The following is a 17417-nucleotide window of genomic DNA, read 5'->3' as shown; positions in this document are numbered from 1 at the left end:
ATTTTGTTCATTGAAAGAATAGGAATATGGTACGATTTTTTCGAACTCTATATTCCAAGAAAACGCACAATTATAAATTTAGAATACAATATAGACTTTCAGTTCCATGGAAACGTAGCACTTTTTTGCCAAGAATTAAGCTACAATCCAAACAAACAAAGCAAAAACCTATAGTAAGTTCTTTTTACTGCTCCTTGAATTCGTTTCCATAACGAATTAGGATTATGTTTCACCCTTTTTATAGCCTCATAGTTATGAGTACTTACTCCATGAGGAAGCAATAATTCGACACTATTGATATGATTAGCCCAAAGTACATAGCAAAGGCTCAATTGATCCCTTTTCGAGTATGTCATATACATTTTCCACCAAGCTTCCGAAACAGTAACCGATGAGCAATGATTGTGCTTCCTAAAAATCAAATTATTCTCATACAGTCCATTGCCAAAAGGATAACCTTGACTTTTCAAATATTTTACCTGCTTTTTTATCATTGAGTAAGAATCACGACCATCCCATATACATTTAAAAGCATCCGCATAAATACAATTATATATAGGATGAGGCACAAAAGCCATAAATGTATCTTTTTGGATTAGTTCGTCCAATTTATCTTTTAGTTCATCACCTACAATCTGTAAATTTGAGTCCATCCACAGACTATATTCATATTCTGGTAAAGCTAAATGAGGATTTATCTTCACAAACCTAGACAGTCTCAATTTATCATTTGTCTCAAAAGGTATCTTACGGATTTCCCATATTCCAATATGAGATTCAGAAAACTCATTTGAAAAACAAATATAATCATATCCATCATAGATATACTTTGGTTGTTTTAAACCATCATAGTTTCCTGTTAAACAAGTATATATTACGTTCTTATTCACACCTTATACGTTATATCAATCAAAATTATACCACCTAATACGTAACCTTTTATTCTCAAAATTTTCGCTAAATACAGAATCATAAGGAATGCATCCCCTCACACCTCCTACTAAATTTCTTTCAAAATATACCATTAACAATAAGACAGAACATAGGATGATTAACCTTCTTCTTTCATATTTAATAAAAGCAGGAAATGCAAGCACTGACACCCAGCAGAAATAATTAGACATACGATCTATATTCAAATTTCCAGTAGAAAACAACAATAAAACCAATCCACAAAATAACAGATTTGAATAAACAGGTTTACGATGAGCCATTTTCACCATTAAAAACGAATAAAAAAGCATCAAAAAAAGGATTCCAAGACCAGAGCTGTATTCCATAGCTCCTAATTGTCTATCTGATTCAGCATAATGCGAATATAACCCAATACTATTAAACAGAAGAAGCCTAAACTGAGACCAAAAATCAAACAAAAGACCTATATACATAATAAGCACAACAAGACAATAAAACTTAATTCTAGGTTTTATTTTACGTATTATATATATTGGTGTTATCAACAATGCACTGAAATGAAACAAAGAAGCAAGTAGCATACAATAACAATAGTGCTTAAAATCACCCTTTTCTATATATTTTATTGCATAGATGAATATAGCTATTGATACCGCCTGTCTAATTTGATCATAAGATGTAAATAAAATAGGTAAAGCAAAAACAATAAACATTCCCCAAAACAGTTCACCATTTTCTTCCAACACTTTATATATAATTAATATAAAAAGCAATGAATATAGACCTATGACATACAAATAGGTATTATCCAAAACATGAAAGATCCAAATAAGTAGTTCGAAGATAGGCTCTATACCAAAATATGTACTATTTACAAATAAGGTATTCCACATACTATCACATGATTGGAACAACCTTTTTGAATCTTCAATTATCAACATATAGTTCTCATAGTCATTTCCTATATCAAAACGGAAGATTGATACCAAGATCAAAATCAATACCCCTAAATTAGCAAGTGTTCTATTTCGGGAGCCCAGCCATAGAAGCCACAATATTGAAGCAAAGATTACATGATAAAATACAAAACTTTGAAACAAACTCATCTTTTTTTAAACAAAATAAATATCTACACATTGTTGATACATTTAAACAAACATTTTATAACTGTACCATAATTGAGCTATATTAGAATCTAATCCATTTTTTGAATTGAAATTAAGAAATGTAGTAATCATATTAAACTAGTAACAAATCTAGAACACTTTACTATAAGTGTTTTTTGAGTGTTTACCTTTCAAATTCTCTAAATTCAACATCTCTCCCAACTTTAAATTCCATTCTGGAGGATTGATAGGGCCAAAACCTGCATTATGAAAAAACGTCAACTCTCCAAAATAGACCTGATGATCGATTATATAAAAATCAACCCGTAAAAAAGGTACTCCTTGACTAAGTTTACGCGCTAAAAATTTCATCTCTTCAAACTCAATTGGCTTTACAGCAGGTTCATTACTGTTAGGGTCTTTCATACGTATAGGTAAACGCTGGTAGTTCATGTCAAAAAAATCAGTATAAGTATGTTCAGAATAATCTTTAGACTTATACATCATAAATGGCTCACCATTAAAACAAAAAAATTTATAATCAGTCAAAACATTCTCAGATAATCCATCAGCTGAATTAGAGATACTATCTTCCATATATTTCTCCGCAAAGATTCTACGAGGAACATTCTTATAGGGCCACTCTCTCCATTTCTTATAATAATTTTCTCTCAAACCTTTCTTTAACTCTTGAATAACGAAATCTTTATCCATTTTAGACTTATCCTTACAAATATACATACCTGTACCGCTATTGTGATTACATTTTATCACAAAACGGTCAGGTAAAAGGTCAAAATCAACATCTTCAGCCTTTTCCCACACACCTAAAATTGGAATTATGTATTTATCACCTATACGCTCAGAAACCCATTTTTTAGCTTTCACCTTATCTACCATAATGGTATATTCTGGCCTTCTATCATAAATTTTTAGCCATTGCATCTTTTCTGTCAGGCTTTTCGGATTATGCCAGTTCAGAAACTTATCAAACGTCATATAATAACGTAATGACAACCAAAGCTTATCCGGCAATATTCCTTCCACTAAAGATCTAATAATATTATTACACTTCATTATATATTCTAATTTTAACATTAAACAATTAATATGAAATATGGCAATCTTCAATCTAATATATATCATTTAATAGATTGTCTTTCTGTAAAAAACGAACAAACGATACAACAATTCTATTAAATATGAAATAATAGCAATAAAAACAAAACTATATAAACTATGAATGTATCCCAATATCCAAACAACAAATAAAGCAAAAAGATAAAACGTAGAAGTTATGATAATAGAATAAAGAACATACTTATTATATCCAAATCCAATAAAAAAATTATTACCAATAACAATACTTACACTTAGAAATATCGGCACAATAGAGAACATTCTTAATGGTAATAAATCAATCTCACTATGGAGGAAAAGTTTCACAATCCACGGAAGAAACAGATTCACAATCAGAACCAAAAATAAACTCAAAAAGAAGATAAAAACCATAACATACTTTAAAGTCCTCACATTTTTATTTTTTGAGAATCGAGGTAGTAATACAGTCGTTATAATATTTGAAGGCTTTTGCATTATACCCATCAATTTCAATGCCAAATCATAGATTACAACATCCCCCATACTAACGAACAATCCCACCAATACTTGGTTCAATTTGTCCTTTACTGTACAAACCATATCTGTAGCCAATATGGGAGAACACTCTTTCAGGTAATTATATTGCGTACGATAGTCTGTTATCATGAAACGGATCTTATCCTTCATGAATATCAATAATAACGATATGATGCTTGCTATCAAATAACCAATTCCATAGAGCACAGGTACCAATAAATAATCACCTTTCTCTTTCACAAGGAAAAAAACCAGAGAAATAAAAACTAGCTTTACTAATATATTCAAAAATGCCACGACTTTCATCTTTTCTATACCCTGGAAATAGAACTGAGGAAAAATCAACTCATTCAACGTAAGTAGATAAGAAAATAAGAACAAGGTCTTATATTCATTATAGGTAGGTATTATGAAAACAAGCAAAACATACGCAAACAAACAAATTAGCCAAAGTTTCAAACGAATAAGTAAGACAGAACTAACTATTTCCGATAGTTTCTGCTTATCTTCCCTATGGATAGATACATTTTTGGCGCATACACTATTTGATCCAAAATCAATTACCAATACCATATACCCAACCAAAATCTGCGCCGTTATCACTAATCCGTATAATTCCATCCCCAACACATCCACTAGATAAGGATAGGTAATCAACGGAGCGAGTAAGCCGAAAAGCTGGATTAGTGAAACAAATAGGATGTTGTCAAATATTACTTTATAACGAGCATATAAATTTCTGATCGAATTCATACAATGATTCTATAATTTCACTTGATTAAATTCTAACCAGTTCGGCATATAGTCTTTAACTATTTTTGCCAGAGTACTGGCCAAAACAACATGTTCCTTGTCACAACTGCAATTCACTGTCGCATTCGCTCCTATAGTTGTATCGCTGGCAATATTATGTCACCAAAAAGAATTGCTCCAGGCCCAATATAACAACGATTCCCTAAACGTGGAGCTTCCTTATACCCAGCACTTACCCCTAAATTTGTATTAGCATGAATCCGACAAAATGAACCTATCTGGCAATTGGGATTTACTACAATCGTCCCATAATGAGCGATGCTTAGGCCTGGACCAAATACGTTCAATGGTACAGAGAAGCCCAACCTCACAGAAATACGTTTCAGCCTAATTTTAGATAAACACCTCATTATCACCCTCCCACATTTTTCGAAAGCAGATTTCCAGGGTATGCATTATTATAATACTCAGCCTTCCTAAGTGGCTTTTGAAAGCACCATATCCCAGAAGTCTCAAGCGTTGAACAAATCCATCATTAGCAATACCCAAAGCTTTCCTGTCTTGCGATAAATAATAGGCCAAATCTTCTTTAGTCTGTATCATACAATTATTCTTTATATAACGTTACGAATAGCTCATCCATTTACAAAAACTATTTACTATACATCTCCTTATAATACCTCTGATACTCCCCGCTAGTCACATTTTCCATCCACTCCTGATTATCCAAATACCAGCGCACAGTCTTCTCGATCCCCTCCTCGAATTGCAAACTCGGTTCCCAACCGAGTTCTTTTTGCAACTTGGTGGAATCAATAGCATAGCGTGCGTCATGGCCGAGGCGATCGGTCACGTAGGTAATCAAATCCAAGTCCTCCCCTTCTTTTCTACCTAACAGGCGATCCACCGTGTTGATCAGCACTTTGATGATGTCGATATTCTTCCACTCGTTGAAACCGCCGATATTGTAGGTCTCAGCGATTTTTCCGTGATGGAAGATCGTATCGATCGCACGGGCATGATCCTCCACAAACAGCCAGTCACGCACGTTCTCGCCCTTGCCATAGACTGGCAACGGCTTACGATGACAGATGTTGTTGATGAAAAGCGGGATCAGTTTCTCCGGGAATTGATAGGGGCCATAGTTATTTGAGCAGTTTGTCACGATGGTCGGCATACCATAAGTATCGTGATAGGCACGTACAAAATGGTCTGAACTTGCCTTACTCGCTGAATAGGGCGAATGTGGATTATACTTTGTCGTCTCATAGAAGAAATCATCCCCGTATGCCAAATGATGTTCACTGGACGACGCTGTTGTCGTGAACGGTGGCTCAATGCCCTCCGGATAATTCATGGTCAACGCTCCATACACCTCATCCGTAGAGATATGATAAAAGCGTTTGCCCTCGTACCTCTCCGGTAGACTCTCCCAATACAGCTTAGCTGCCTGCAATAGCGCCAGCGTACCCATCACATTAGTTTGGGCGAAGGTGAACGGATCTTTAATGGAACGATCAACATGGCTCTCGGCCGCCAAATGAATGATGCCATCGATCTGCTTATCCTGCATCAATTGATAGAATGCCTTGAAGTCGCAGATGTCCATCCTTATGAACCTATAGTTAGGCTTATCCTCGACATCCTTCAAGTTAGCCAAGTTGCCAGCATAGGTCAACTTATCCAAATTGAAGATGTTATACTCCGGATATTTATTCACGAGCAAGCGTACAACATGACTGCCAATGAAGCCTGCTCCACCAGTGATTACTATATTTCGTTTTGACATGATTCTGTTTATTTGTTTTTTATGTTAGCAATACATTGTCTCAGCGATTCTGTCCAATAAGGGATCCGAATACCGAATGTCTCCTTGATTTTAGATTTATCCAATACCGAATAAAATGGACGTTTTACAGGGCTGGGAAACTCGTCGCTATGACAGGGCTGCACATCGCAAGCGGTCGTGCCATTGTATTCAGCGATCGATTTCGTGAAGTCAAACCATGAGCATACCCCCTCGTTGGAGTAATGATAGATACCGGTCTTGTCATAATCATGTTCGTTTTTTTTATCCGCATAATCTTTCAACACCGTCTCAATGGCTTTCGCCAAATCCAAGGCGTATGTGGGTGTTCCCACCTGGTCGAACACGACCTTAAGATGTGGTTTGATAGCCGTAAGGTTCATCATCGTCTTACAGAAGTTCTTGCCAAACTCACTGTACAACCAAGCCGTACGGATAATCACATGCTTGCAACCGATAGCTTGAATCTTCTGCTCACCATGCAATTTGCTCATACCATAAACTCCGGTGGGGGTTCCTTGTTGATTCTCTTGACAAGGCACATTGTACGGTTCTTTACCAAACACATAGTCTGTCGAGATTTGCACTAAAAAACCATTGGTCTCTTTCATTACCTTGGCTAAGTTTTCCGGAGCCTCAGCGTTCAACTTCTCCACCAATTCCTCATTACTTTCAGCCATATCCACATTGGTATAGGCGGCGCAATTCACGATAACATCTACACGCTGCGCCGCGACCATCTTCCTCACCGCCTCCAAATCCGTAATATCCAAAAAGCCGGTCTCTACGCCTTCCACTTGATTCACATCCGTGAATACATAGTGGTCGTCACTTTCCCGAGCGATGATACGCATCTCGTTTCCCAACTGCCCGTTGGCACCAGTCACCAATATATTCATCTTATTCAAATTCAGGGTATAAATTTACATGATAATCAAACGGTGAATCAAAATCCTCCAAACAAGGATGTTTTATGTCCTTCTCCGAAAGAAGGACCTTGTCCATCGGTATCCGCCAATCTATGCCTAGGCTCTCATCCTTTATACGGATGCCCCCATCCGCTTGCGGAGCATAGAAATTATCGCATTTGTATTGGAAAACAGCTATCTCACTCAATACCGCAAATCCATGAGCGAACCCTCTAGGCACGAAAAACTGGCGATGATTCTCTTCGCTCAACTCAACAGCCACATGCTTACCATACGTTGGGCTTCCTTTGCGAATATCCACGGCTACATCAAGGACGCATCCTTTCACGCAACGCACTAACTTGCTTTGAGTAAAGGGAGGTTTCTGGAAATGCAAGCCACGCATCACTCCGTATGAGGACATACTCTCATTATCTTGTACAAAATTTATCTTACGAACCTTCTCCTCAAACTCACGTTGCGAGAAACTCTCGAAAAAGTATCCCCGAGCGTCATCGAACACCTTCGGCTCAATGATCACTACACCCTCTATATCTGTCTTTATTACCTCCATCTTAACCTAAATTCGGATCTCCTGTCTCCTTTAATTCCTCAATTACTTTCAGTAAGTATTGACCATACTGATTCTTTAACATCGGCTGCGCCAATTCTCGCATACGCTCCTCCGTGATCCATCCTTGACGATAAGCGATGCCCTCCAAGCAGGCCACTTTCAATCCCTGACGCTTCTCCAACACCTCGATATAAGCAGAAGCCTCGCTCAGAGAGTCGTGCGTACCGGTATCCAGCCAAGCGAAACCCCGGCCTAAAGTTTGGACTCTCAGCTCTCCATCCTCCAAGAATCGTTGGTTGACCGTAGTAATCTCATACTCGCCGCGAACGGACGGTTGAATGCTGCTAGCTACATCAACAACCTTGTTCGGGTAGAAATACAATCCGACCACGGCATAGTTGCTCTTAGGGCATTCCGGCTTCTCCTCAATACTCAAGCAATTGCCGGTCTGATCGAACTCGGCTACGCCATAACGCTCCGGATCACTCACCCAATAGCCAAAAACAGTAGCCCTATTCTCCTTCTCAGCAGTACGAACCGCCTCCTTTAGCATCGATGTAAATCCATTACCATGGAAGATATTATCACCTAGCACCAAGCAAACGCTGTCATCACCGATGAACTCAGCACCAATAGTAAATGCCTGCGCCAATCCATTCGGCGATGGCTGCTCCGCATACTCGAAACACACACCATAATCAGAGCCATCCCCAAGCAGACGCTTGAATCCGGGCAAATCGTATGGCGTTGATATGATCAAGATTTCCCGGATACCCGCCAGCATTAACACACTAATAGGATAATACACCATCGGCTTATCAAAAATAGGAAGCAACTGCTTGCTCACTCCCTTAGTGATCGGGTATAATCGGGTACCCGAGCCACCAGCTAAAACGATTCCTTTCATACGAATATTCTCTATATCATTCACACACTTTTTTATCTCACCCTTCCCCCAGCACATACTTCCTGATCCCATATCGAATGCTCGGTACATTCGCCCCGTTCACGAACGTGAGGTGAGGCAAGAGGGCGCTGATGAAGGCACGGCTCTTGACCAGCTTGAGGGGAGACGAGTAGTCGGCTAGGATCTCGTTGTAAAGGTCTGTCAATACCGTCTGGCAAAGGGTGACCGTGTCCGGGCAGGCGCATAGGCGGGCCTCGTAGACAAGACGGGTCGCCTCGTCCGGGATGAACAAGGCCAACGAGGAGGGTTCAGCCGTCACTGGAGGGGCAGGAGAGTTTATCGGAGGAGACGGAGACTCATGAAGTCCCGATTCCGCGGGCGTAATCCAACGTTCCGTCCGTGTCACCGTCCCGTCACCCCAATGGATGTTCTGGATAGCGATGGTGGCATTGGGCAGGATCTGCACGTTACCTCCATTGACCGTAAAGGCAGAACGTGCCTGTTCCGCCCGCTCTTGATTTTCTGTCATATCCGTTTTTAATTTAAGTGTTAACAATAATCACCCCTTTCACGGGGGTATATTTTATTTCTATCCTCATTTCATCCACCGTACGTCCGTTTCCGTACCCGTCCCGTCCATCGCTATTCCGGGAACGGGCAGGAACGCGTTCCTTTACCGGCAGTAACCGAATAATCAATTTATTTTATCCGATCATGAAAGAGTCTATCTTTTCCTTTTTCAACGCCCCCATCACCAATCAAGTACCGAACGGGGTCGTCTGTGTCAGTCAATTGTACGCCTATATCACCACCAGCGAGTGGCTGCGTGAGCGTACCGATCAGGTACGTGCCGCATCGAGCGACGAGAAACGGTTCAGGCGGCTGAAACAGAGTTTGCTACCCTATGTCACGCCCGCCGGTATCTTCTCCTACCGCAAGGAAGATCACTTGCTCGTGCCCTCGGGCGAGTTCGTCATCGACATCGATCACCTCTCCTCACCCGAAGAGGCGATCTGTTGGAGGGACACGCTGTTCGCCGATGAGCGGCTACGCCCCGATCTCTCCTTCGTGAGTCCCAGTACCACGGGAATCAAGCTCCTCGTACCCTATCGCCTGTCGATCAAGAAAACCGTAGAGGAGTCTTTCGACGAGGCGGTACGATTCGCTTGGGAATACCTTGAGTGGAAATACGGGCTGAAAGCTGATGCCACGAACGCAGACCTCTCACGGGCTTGCTTCCTTTGCCACGATCCCTCAGCGAGGCTAGGAGACCGGAATCGTTGACAGAGGACAAGTGACAGTTGGCAGTTATAAATCGTTATTCATTCATTATTCACCATTCATTATTCATTCATCGTGAACCCATTATCAGATCTGGAGCGGCTCGTTGCCGCCATCGAGAAACAGGGGGCGAACATCGCTCCCACCTATCAAGAGTATATGCCGATCGCCTTCGCCATCGCCAACGATTGCGGAGAGGCCGGCCGGACATTCTTTCATCGTATCTGCCGGATGTCGGAGAAATATGTCTCTACCGAGGCGGATAAGCTATACGACCATGCCCTCAAAGGAGGCAATGGACGGAATGGCTTGGGATCCGTATTCCACTTGGCGGACCTAGCCGGCGTGAAACTGGACAAATCCTTGGCCGAGGCCGGGAAACTTTCAAACTTTCAAACATTCACGCCTCCTTCACACACGCACACGTGTACGCACGAGGAACAGTCCGTGAAAAATGTCCCGCCCGCCTTTCCGGAGTATCCTTGGCCCGCTTTCCTCAAACGGATGATCGACCGGGGCGATACCCCCGCCCAAAAGGATATCCTCCTGCTGGGAGGTATCACCGTGTTGGGAGCGACACTCAACAAATCGATCCGGATATCGTACGGGCGAAAATTCTACTACCCTTGCCTGCAAACGTTCATCGTCGCCCCTCCCGCCTCGGGAAAGGGAGCCCTCGCTTGGACACGCCGGCTTGCCGAGCCGATACATGAGGCGATGATGGCGAACTACCGGCAGAGGCATAAAGCTTACCGGGAGGAGAAGAGCCGTTGGGACTCGCTGGGCAAGAAAAAATCCGATACGCCGGAGCCCGAGATGCCTCCCCTCAAGATGTTCCTTATCGCCGGTAACAATTCCGGCACCGGCGTGCTGGAGAACCTCATCGAGGCCGACGGCATAGGGCTGATCTGCGAGACCGAGGCCGATACCGTGAGCACGGCCATCGGCACCGAGCACGGGCACTGGAGCGATACCTTGCGTAAATGCCACGACCACGAGCGACTGGCTTTCAACCGACGCACGAACCGGGAATATCGGGAGTGCCCGGCCTCTTACCTCAGTGTCTTGTTAAGCGGGACCCCGGCGCAGGTACGGCCACTCATTCCCTCGGCCGAGAACGGGTTGTTCTCACGCCAATTGTTCTACCGGATGCCACCCATCGACGAGTGGGCGGATCAGTTCGAGCAGGGCGACGAGGACATGGATAGCCTCTTCTCCGATTGGGGGAAGCAGTGGAAAATGCTCGTGGACTACCTGCGTGAGAGGGTCAATATCATACAATTCCATCTCTCCGACACGCAAAAGGAGCGATTCAACAGCTGCTTCGCACGCATATTCGGGCACGCCGGTCTTTCCTACGGTTATCCGATGCGAAGCTCCGTGGCCCGTATCGCTATCAATATCTGCCGGATCGCTTCCGTGGTGGCCTTCCTACGATCGGTGGAGAGTCTCCTCATCCCACAAGCCATTCTCGATTCTCAGTTTTCAATCCTCAATTGTCCCGGTCTCTCGCCTGCCCTCGAGATCCCGGAGGAGAACGTACGGGACGGTATCGTTCCTTCCCTAGAGTTACGCATCAACGATGACGATTTTCAAGCCGTCCTCTCGCTCGTGGAGCCGCTCTACCGTCATTCGGCGGGCATACTCTCCCTGCTTCCGTCTGACGAGGTGCCACGCTCTCGCACGCCCACGCCCCAAGAGGCTCTCTTCGCGGCCCTTCCACTCTCTTTCAACCGACAACAGGCCTTGGAGGAAGCAGAGAGGAACAACATCCCCACCGCCACCCTAGATACCTGTCTCAAGCGAATGCAGGAACGAGGCACGCTGGAGAAGAACGGCCGGGGCGAGTACAGCTTCGGCGGCCGTGTCACCCATAAGTAATCCCGGCCTCCCTCACACCCCTATATAACGTACCCCACGGGCGTGTGTGTGTGAGGGGGGGACGAATGTTTGAAAGTTTGAAAGTTTCATTCTCCCAAATCTATAAATCATAAATCAAATGTCCTTACCATTAAGAAAGTCTGCACTGGCGGCATCCTATTTCCCTGAGCTGGCCTCCCATCAAGCTTGCAACCGCTTACGTCGTTGGATCATTCGATGCACGGAATTGCACGACAAGCTGCTGGAGACGGGCTACCGCCCCGAGCAACGTATATTCACGCCCCGACAGATCAGATTAATCATCCACTACCTAGGAGAACCGTAAATTAGTTGACAGTTGCGCACAGAGGTAAATAAAAACAGCCTACTGTCACTAGTCAACTGTCAACTTGGATGGGTATTCTAAGGTCTTTACAATGCCCATCCAAGGCTTCTTATAATGCCTATTCAAAGGGGCTTACGATAGGCAGCGTAAGAAACCGGCGGTTATCACTGCGTCCCATGTTAATTAATCGTTATTCCCTACCCCGGGCATCAATCGGCATCACCGCCCCTTACGGCGGAACCTATCTTTGTAACATTGATCAGCAAGCAATTAATTTTCTATTATTAATCTTTAATTATCAAACTATGCCACAAGCATTTCAAGCACGAAAGTTTTTTATCCCCAAGACGGATCCTAAGCAGGAGGTGTACAAGCCGGTTCCCTATTATTTCGGTACCCTGTCCACACAAGATGCGGCCGACCAGATCGCCGAGGAGTCTTCGCTCACGAAGGGTGACGTATTGAACGTGTTGGACCGCTACCAGCGGTATGTCATCAAGAACCTCCAGAAAGGCTACAAGGTGGAGCTGCTGGGGTTCGGAACCGTCTATAACCGCTTCGTCACGGAGAAGGGGGTAGCGACCGCCCCCGAGGTCAAGGCTACGCATATACGGACTATCGTACCGGGATTCTCGCCTTCCTATACCATACTGAACGGGGCACGACGGTACTCGCTGCTGGGTGAGAAGACTTCGTTGCTCAAGGTGACGATACTCGGGACGCCGGTAGAGGAAGGGGGCGGTTCCGATTCTGAGTCGCCTGATGAGATCTAGTGTCACTTTTGGCTTGACCCAAAAGTAACCAAAAGGTCAAAGCTGACGCTGACGGGCTACTTCGAGACCTACGCTCGCTGTCGCATCCCAACTCGCTTCGCTCAGACAGGGATGCTCCGGGTGCTCGCTGCGGTCTCTTCGCTTGACGCCCGTCCGCTGAGGCCGTCCGAAGGAAAGCGAAGCTTTCCTCTTATATTAACCGTGATATCATTATTCATTATTCACTATTAATTATTAATTATCATGAAAAAATCCGTATGGAGTACCATTATCAAAGTGATCATCGCCGTAGCTACCGCCATCGCGGGAGCACTTGGCATCCAATCCTGTATTCTCTAATTTTCAATTTCAATTATCATGGGTAAGGTTTATTGTTTCTACCAGAATTACAGGGAGGTCAGCCTCCTTGTAATTCATTGCTCGGCCACACGATATGACAGGGATTTTCCTGTGGAGGCGCTCCGTTCATCGCACAAGGCACGGGGATTCGCCGATATCGGCTATCATTTCTATATCACACGGGACGGGGAACTGCACCGCTGCCGGCCGGTCAATCAGATCGGGGCGCACGCAGCCGGATGGAACGACAAAAGTATCGGTATATGTTACGAGGGAGGACTCGACGAACAAGGCCGTCCAGCTGATACCCGGACCTACGCCCAGCGGTGTACCTTGATGGATCTGCTACGGCAATTACGAAGGGACTATCCGGAGGCACGCATCCTAGGACATTACCAATTAAGCCCTTACATACGCAAGGCTTGCCCTTGCTTTGACGCAAGGGAGGAGTATCTCGTCTTATAAAATAGATACCGGCTCGTCATTCACTCGCTAGATTGTCCGGTTTCACGACTTACTTTGTAAAAATACCCCCTATCTCTTTCAGCTCTTGCTCTTTATGATGCCTCGTTATGAAGCGGTTGATCGTCAAGTGAAGGATAGACCATAAAACCAAGTTCAAGAGCAAGAGGTAGGTGGCGTTTACCTTCATGGCCAATAAGACATTCAATACGATGAAAAAAACAGATACGCACAGAATCGTCACCATCACCATCCGTACACGCATACCCGTACGAAGCAACTTGTGATGGAAATGATTCTTATCGGGCAAGAACGGGTTACGATGATTACGAAGGCGATGAAGCACCACACGGATCACATCGAGTAAAGGGACCAAGACCGTGGAGAAAGCGATCACCATATAGGGATTTGGTAACTCCGGTAAGACTTGATTCGACACGCACAGATGGATGATCAGAAAACTGATCACGTAGCCCAGCGTAAGACTACCCGCATCACCCATAAAGAGCTTATGGCCACGGTTTGCGTTGCCAAAGACGTTGTAACACCAAAAAGGCATGAGGACTCCCAGCGTACAGATGGCCAACAAGGCGTAAACATATTGCATGCGGATAAAGAAGATCACGCTCAAGACCGACAGGGCGATGCTACACAAACCGGAGGCCAAGCCATCGATACCGTCTATCAAGTTAATAGCGTTCGTGATATACACCACGATAAAGACCGTGACGGGGATCCCCACCCAAGCGGGAACCGAGTACACACCGAACAAGCCTCCCAAGGAACCGAACCAATTACCGGACAGTACCAATAATAACGCCGACACGATCTGGACGGCGAACTTGTAACGGTAGCCAACACCCACTAGATCGTCGCAGACACCCACTAGATAGAGTAACGTCATGCCCACGAACAGAAAGAGATACTCATAGAGCATGTTGAACGACAGGCTCGATGAGTCCATATCCCAAAAGTACAGGCGGAAGCCTATCACAAGGAACATGGACATCAGGATCACCGGAAAAAACGACAGGCCGCCCAAACGGGGGACCGGCGTCGTATGTACCTTACGGGAATCCGGGACATCATATAACCGTTTCTTGTGGGAGATCACCAAGATCCTCGGGATGATCACCATCCCGAACAGCACGGAGAAAAGGAAGCCCGACAGTAATAGTAATGTTATTTGCATGATTTGCGTATTAGTTATTTCTTCTTGTCACCGGCCTCGAAACCGTAACCATAGCCGTAGCCATAACCGTATCCCTTGCCGTAGCCGTATTTCTTGCCGTAACCGTAGCCGTAGCTGTTCTTGCGCTTCGTCATGTCCAAGCCGTTGATCACCGTCGCGAGCTTCGGGAACTTACGCTCACGCCGCAACACGTTGATGTAGCTGAAACCGGCCTTCGGTGTCACGTCCGCACGGCAGACGTACACGCACATGTCGGCCACACGGCCGATGATCGCCGTGTCCGTAACCATGCCGATAGGGGCCGTATCCAAGATGACATAGTCGTAGCGTTCCTTCAACCGGGCGATAGCCTTCTCCAGCACGTCACGGGCGACCAGCTCAGTCGGGTTCGGGGGGATGGGACCGCCCGGGAGGATATCGAGGTTAGGGCTGATATCGGATCGCTGGACCATGTCGAACAACTCCACGTGATCAGGGTCGCTAAGGTAGTTCGTGATGCCCTCCATCTTACGGGAGATATTGAACACCTTGTTCAGGCCCGGCTTGCGGATGTCCATGCCGACCACCACCACCCTCTTGCCCAAGTAAGCCAAGCTCACCGCCAAGTTGCCAGCGACGAAAGACTTGCCCTCGCCCGGTTGCGTGGAGCTGAAAAGGATCACACGCTCGTCCTTGCCTAGCATGAACAAGAGGTTCGTGCGCAACCCCCGGAACATCTCCTCCATCAGGTCGTTCTTGTTCTCACGCACCACGATCGAGCCCTCACCCGTCTTCTTGACCAACGGGAGCTCCGCCAAGATAGCCACGCCCGTGATCGCCTCGACGTCCTCACGGTTCTCGATCTTGTATTTCAACAGGTCATGAAGGTAGACAATGCCCACCGGGATCGCCAGGCCCAAGATCAACGCCGCAAGCATGAAGACCATCCTCTTCGGGGCGACAGGACGCTCATCGGCGAGCGGCTCCTCGATGATGCGGCCGTTGTTTGCCGTGGCTGCCAGCGTGATGGCGTTCTCCTCACGCTTCTGCAACAGCATGACGTACAACGTGGCCTTGATCTCCTGCTGGCGGGAGATCGTCATGAACTCCTTCTCCTGCCTCGGGGCGTCGCTGATGCGGCTCTCGAACTTGCTCGCCTGACGGTCGATGTCCGCCTTGGCGATCTGGAGACCCCTCAAGACACTGTTCACCGTCGTCCTCACGTTGCGGCGCATAGCCTCGATGCCGGCGTTCATGTTGATGATGGCCGGGTTGCTGTCCGAAGAGGTGCGCAACAGGCGCTTGCGCTCGATGATCATCGTGTTGTACTGGTCGATGACAGAGGTGAGGTTTTGATCCCGCAGGCCCACGTTGGCAGGGATCACCTCGTCCATGTTCGCAGGATCGTCGATATAATTGCGGAGATACTGCACCAAGTTGATCTGCGTGGCGTTCTCCGTACGTTGTTGCTCATACCTCGAGCTTTCCTGCAAAGCCATCTGGGCGTCGCTCGTCAAATTCGTCAGGCCGGAGCGTTGCTTGAAGGCAGCGAGCTCGCTCTCCGTAGTGCCCAGCTCGCCGTTGATGATGCCGATGCGCTCCTCGATGAACTCAGCCGTCTTCTGCGCCACCTCGTTCTTCTCGTCGTTGGCGTCCTGGTTGTAGAACGACACCAAGCGATTGATGAAATCAACGCCTCGTCGCCTCACCGTGTTCCTCAAGGATACCTTGGCGATCGTCGTCGTCTTGGACGAGGGCGTCACGCTCAACTCCTTGCCGTAAGCCTCGGCAGTGGACGTGGGCGTATGGACGTGGGCCACCAGCTCGATCTCCCCGCCCTCCAACTCCGGTATGGAATCCATGCCCGTGAAACTGAAAACCCCCACGGGGGTGGGCAATATGGCGGGGAGCCTGTCGAAGCCCTGCTCCATCGTCTCCTCGTCACCCTCCTTGTCAATCTTGTACTCCGCTCTCACCGTTAGCTGACCCTCCTTCGTGTAGCGCATGCGTAGCTCGACGGGGGCCACCAGACGGTCCGCCTCCTCGGGGGTGATGAACACGTTAACGGGGGAGTTCTTGTATAAAGGGGGGTTAAAGCCCAAGGCGTTCGACTCCTCCATGTCGATATACAGGCCCATGTCACTCACCACCTTCTTGATCAACGTGCGGGACCTCAGGATCTCGACCTCGTTGTCGAAGTTGCTCGTCATCGAGAGCATGCCAAGGTCCTGTATCGCAGCCAAGCCGCTGGCGGCGTTTGCCCCCTTCTTCTCGTCCTCCTTGATCAGCACCGACGACGTGACGTTATACACCGGCGTCTGGTAACGCAGGAAGACGTACATCCCGATGCAGCAGGCCAGTACGCTCGCCACGAACCAAGGCCAATAAACCATATACTTGAAAAACACGGCGTAAAGATTGATCTCACGATCCTCCCCCTCCGGATTGTTATTATTATTATTATTATTGCTTGTATTTATACCATCGTCCACCATCTCTCTAAATTTTCAATTCTCAATTCTCTATTTTCAATTATTTAAGTATGTTCACCAACAGGCCGGCGATCGAGACCAAGAT

18 protein-coding genes are annotated in these 17417 nt (G+C 45.9%); 6 read left to right on the top strand and 12 right to left on the bottom strand.

The annotated features are described in order from the left end of the window. Nucleotides 1-140: 140 nt before the first annotated feature. The 10 genes from NBH16_RS05365 to NBH16_RS05320 all read right to left on the bottom strand — a co-directional run bounded on the left by NBH16_RS05365 (nucleotide 141) and on the right by NBH16_RS05320 (nucleotide 9137). The gene (locus tag NBH16_RS05365; RefSeq protein WP_121962781.1) at nucleotides 141-890 is read right to left on the bottom strand and encodes a glycosyltransferase domain-containing protein; all 750 of its coding nucleotides are present in this window, start codon (nucleotides 888-890) and stop codon (nucleotides 141-143) included. 15 nt (nucleotides 891-905) lie between these two features. Next, nucleotides 906-2021 carry an EpsG family protein gene (locus NBH16_RS05360; RefSeq protein ID WP_121962782.1) on the bottom strand — a complete coding sequence of 372 codons (1116 nt, stop codon included), beginning with the start codon at nucleotides 2019-2021 and terminating at the stop codon, nucleotides 906-908. A gap of 150 nt (nucleotides 2022-2171) precedes the next feature. Beyond that, a complete protein-coding gene (locus tag NBH16_RS05355; protein ID WP_250788203.1) occupies nucleotides 2172-3119 on the bottom strand; it encodes an ATP-grasp fold amidoligase family protein in 948 nt (315 codons plus the stop codon). Between the two features lie 48 nt (nucleotides 3120-3167). After that, nucleotides 3168-4412, bottom strand: a complete 1245-nt coding sequence (locus NBH16_RS05350; protein ID WP_250788202.1) for an oligosaccharide flippase family protein — start codon at nucleotides 4410-4412, stop codon at nucleotides 3168-3170. A 393-nt stretch (nucleotides 4413-4805) separates the two neighbouring features. After that, the gene (locus NBH16_RS05345) at nucleotides 4806-5015 is read right to left on the bottom strand and encodes a hypothetical protein (protein ID WP_195400608.1); all 210 of its coding nucleotides are present in this window, start codon (nucleotides 5013-5015) and stop codon (nucleotides 4806-4808) included. A 49-nt stretch (nucleotides 5016-5064) separates the two neighbouring features. Continuing rightward, nucleotides 5065-6201, bottom strand: a complete 1137-nt coding sequence (locus NBH16_RS05340) for a dTDP-glucose 4,6-dehydratase (protein ID WP_129984484.1) — start codon at nucleotides 6199-6201, stop codon at nucleotides 5065-5067. 8 nt (nucleotides 6202-6209) lie between these two features. Next, the gene (rfbD, locus tag NBH16_RS05335; RefSeq protein ID WP_122378555.1) at nucleotides 6210-7118 is read right to left on the bottom strand and encodes a dTDP-4-dehydrorhamnose reductase; all 909 of its coding nucleotides are present in this window, start codon (nucleotides 7116-7118) and stop codon (nucleotides 6210-6212) included. Between the two features lies 1 nt (nucleotide 7119). Next, nucleotides 7120-7701: a dTDP-4-dehydrorhamnose 3,5-epimerase gene (gene rfbC, locus NBH16_RS05330; RefSeq protein WP_005863152.1), complete on the bottom strand. Its 582-nt coding sequence runs from the start codon at nucleotides 7699-7701 to the stop codon at nucleotides 7120-7122. A 1-nt stretch (nucleotide 7702) separates the two neighbouring features. After that, nucleotides 7703-8608, bottom strand: a complete 906-nt coding sequence (gene rfbA / locus NBH16_RS05325) for a glucose-1-phosphate thymidylyltransferase RfbA (protein WP_129984483.1) — start codon at nucleotides 8606-8608, stop codon at nucleotides 7703-7705. Nucleotides 8609-8645: 37 nt separating this feature from the next. Beyond that, on the bottom strand, nucleotides 8646-9137 hold the full coding sequence (locus NBH16_RS05320) for a hypothetical protein (protein WP_005857907.1): 492 nt from the start codon (nucleotides 9135-9137) through the stop codon (nucleotides 8646-8648). A 185-nt stretch (nucleotides 9138-9322) separates the two neighbouring features. On the opposite strand from NBH16_RS05320, the gene NBH16_RS05315 reads away from it, so the two are divergent. From NBH16_RS05315 to NBH16_RS05290, 6 genes are all read left to right on the top strand, one after another. Beyond that, nucleotides 9323-9892, top strand: coding sequence for a BT4734/BF3469 family protein (locus NBH16_RS05315; protein WP_057329605.1), 570 nt, complete (start codon nucleotides 9323-9325; stop codon nucleotides 9890-9892). A 72-nt stretch (nucleotides 9893-9964) separates the two neighbouring features. After that, nucleotides 9965-11770 carry a DUF3987 domain-containing protein gene (locus NBH16_RS05310; protein ID WP_009017194.1) on the top strand — a complete coding sequence of 602 codons (1806 nt, stop codon included), beginning with the start codon at nucleotides 9965-9967 and terminating at the stop codon, nucleotides 11768-11770. 118 nt (nucleotides 11771-11888) lie between these two features. Continuing rightward, nucleotides 11889-12095 carry a DUF4248 domain-containing protein gene (locus tag NBH16_RS05305; RefSeq protein ID WP_195283925.1) on the top strand — a complete coding sequence of 69 codons (207 nt, stop codon included), beginning with the start codon at nucleotides 11889-11891 and terminating at the stop codon, nucleotides 12093-12095. Between the two features lie 305 nt (nucleotides 12096-12400). Further along, complete coding sequence (locus NBH16_RS05300; protein WP_005857915.1) at nucleotides 12401-12868, top strand: HU family DNA-binding protein; 468 nt, start codon at nucleotides 12401-12403, stop codon at nucleotides 12866-12868. 243 nt (nucleotides 12869-13111) lie between these two features. Further along, entirely contained in the window at nucleotides 13112-13207 is a 96-nt protein-coding gene (locus NBH16_RS23380) for a smalltalk protein (RefSeq protein ID WP_005855736.1), read from the top strand. Between the two features lie 18 nt (nucleotides 13208-13225). Then, complete coding sequence (locus tag NBH16_RS05290) at nucleotides 13226-13672, top strand: N-acetylmuramoyl-L-alanine amidase (RefSeq protein ID WP_005857917.1); 447 nt, start codon at nucleotides 13226-13228, stop codon at nucleotides 13670-13672. 49 nt (nucleotides 13673-13721) lie between these two features. Here the strand turns inward: NBH16_RS05290 and NBH16_RS05285 are convergent, their stop codons facing one another. Together NBH16_RS05285 and NBH16_RS05280 are read right to left on the bottom strand one after the other, a co-directional pair. Beyond that, nucleotides 13722-14861 (bottom strand): MraY family glycosyltransferase, encoded by a 1140-nt coding sequence (locus NBH16_RS05285; RefSeq protein WP_044548179.1) that lies wholly within the window; start codon nucleotides 14859-14861, stop codon nucleotides 13722-13724. Between the two features lie 14 nt (nucleotides 14862-14875). Then, complete coding sequence (locus NBH16_RS05280; protein WP_009274983.1) at nucleotides 14876-17335, bottom strand: GumC family protein; 2460 nt, start codon at nucleotides 17333-17335, stop codon at nucleotides 14876-14878. Between the last annotated feature and the right edge of the window lie 82 nt (nucleotides 17336-17417).

The organism is Parabacteroides sp. Y3-G-102, from assembly GCF_023656845.1.
Classification (GTDB): Bacteria; Bacteroidota; Bacteroidia; order Bacteroidales; family Tannerellaceae; genus Parabacteroides; species Parabacteroides distasonis.
The sequence above is the reverse complement of the archived record's forward strand: the minus strand, read 5'-3'. Positions and strand labels throughout refer to the sequence as shown.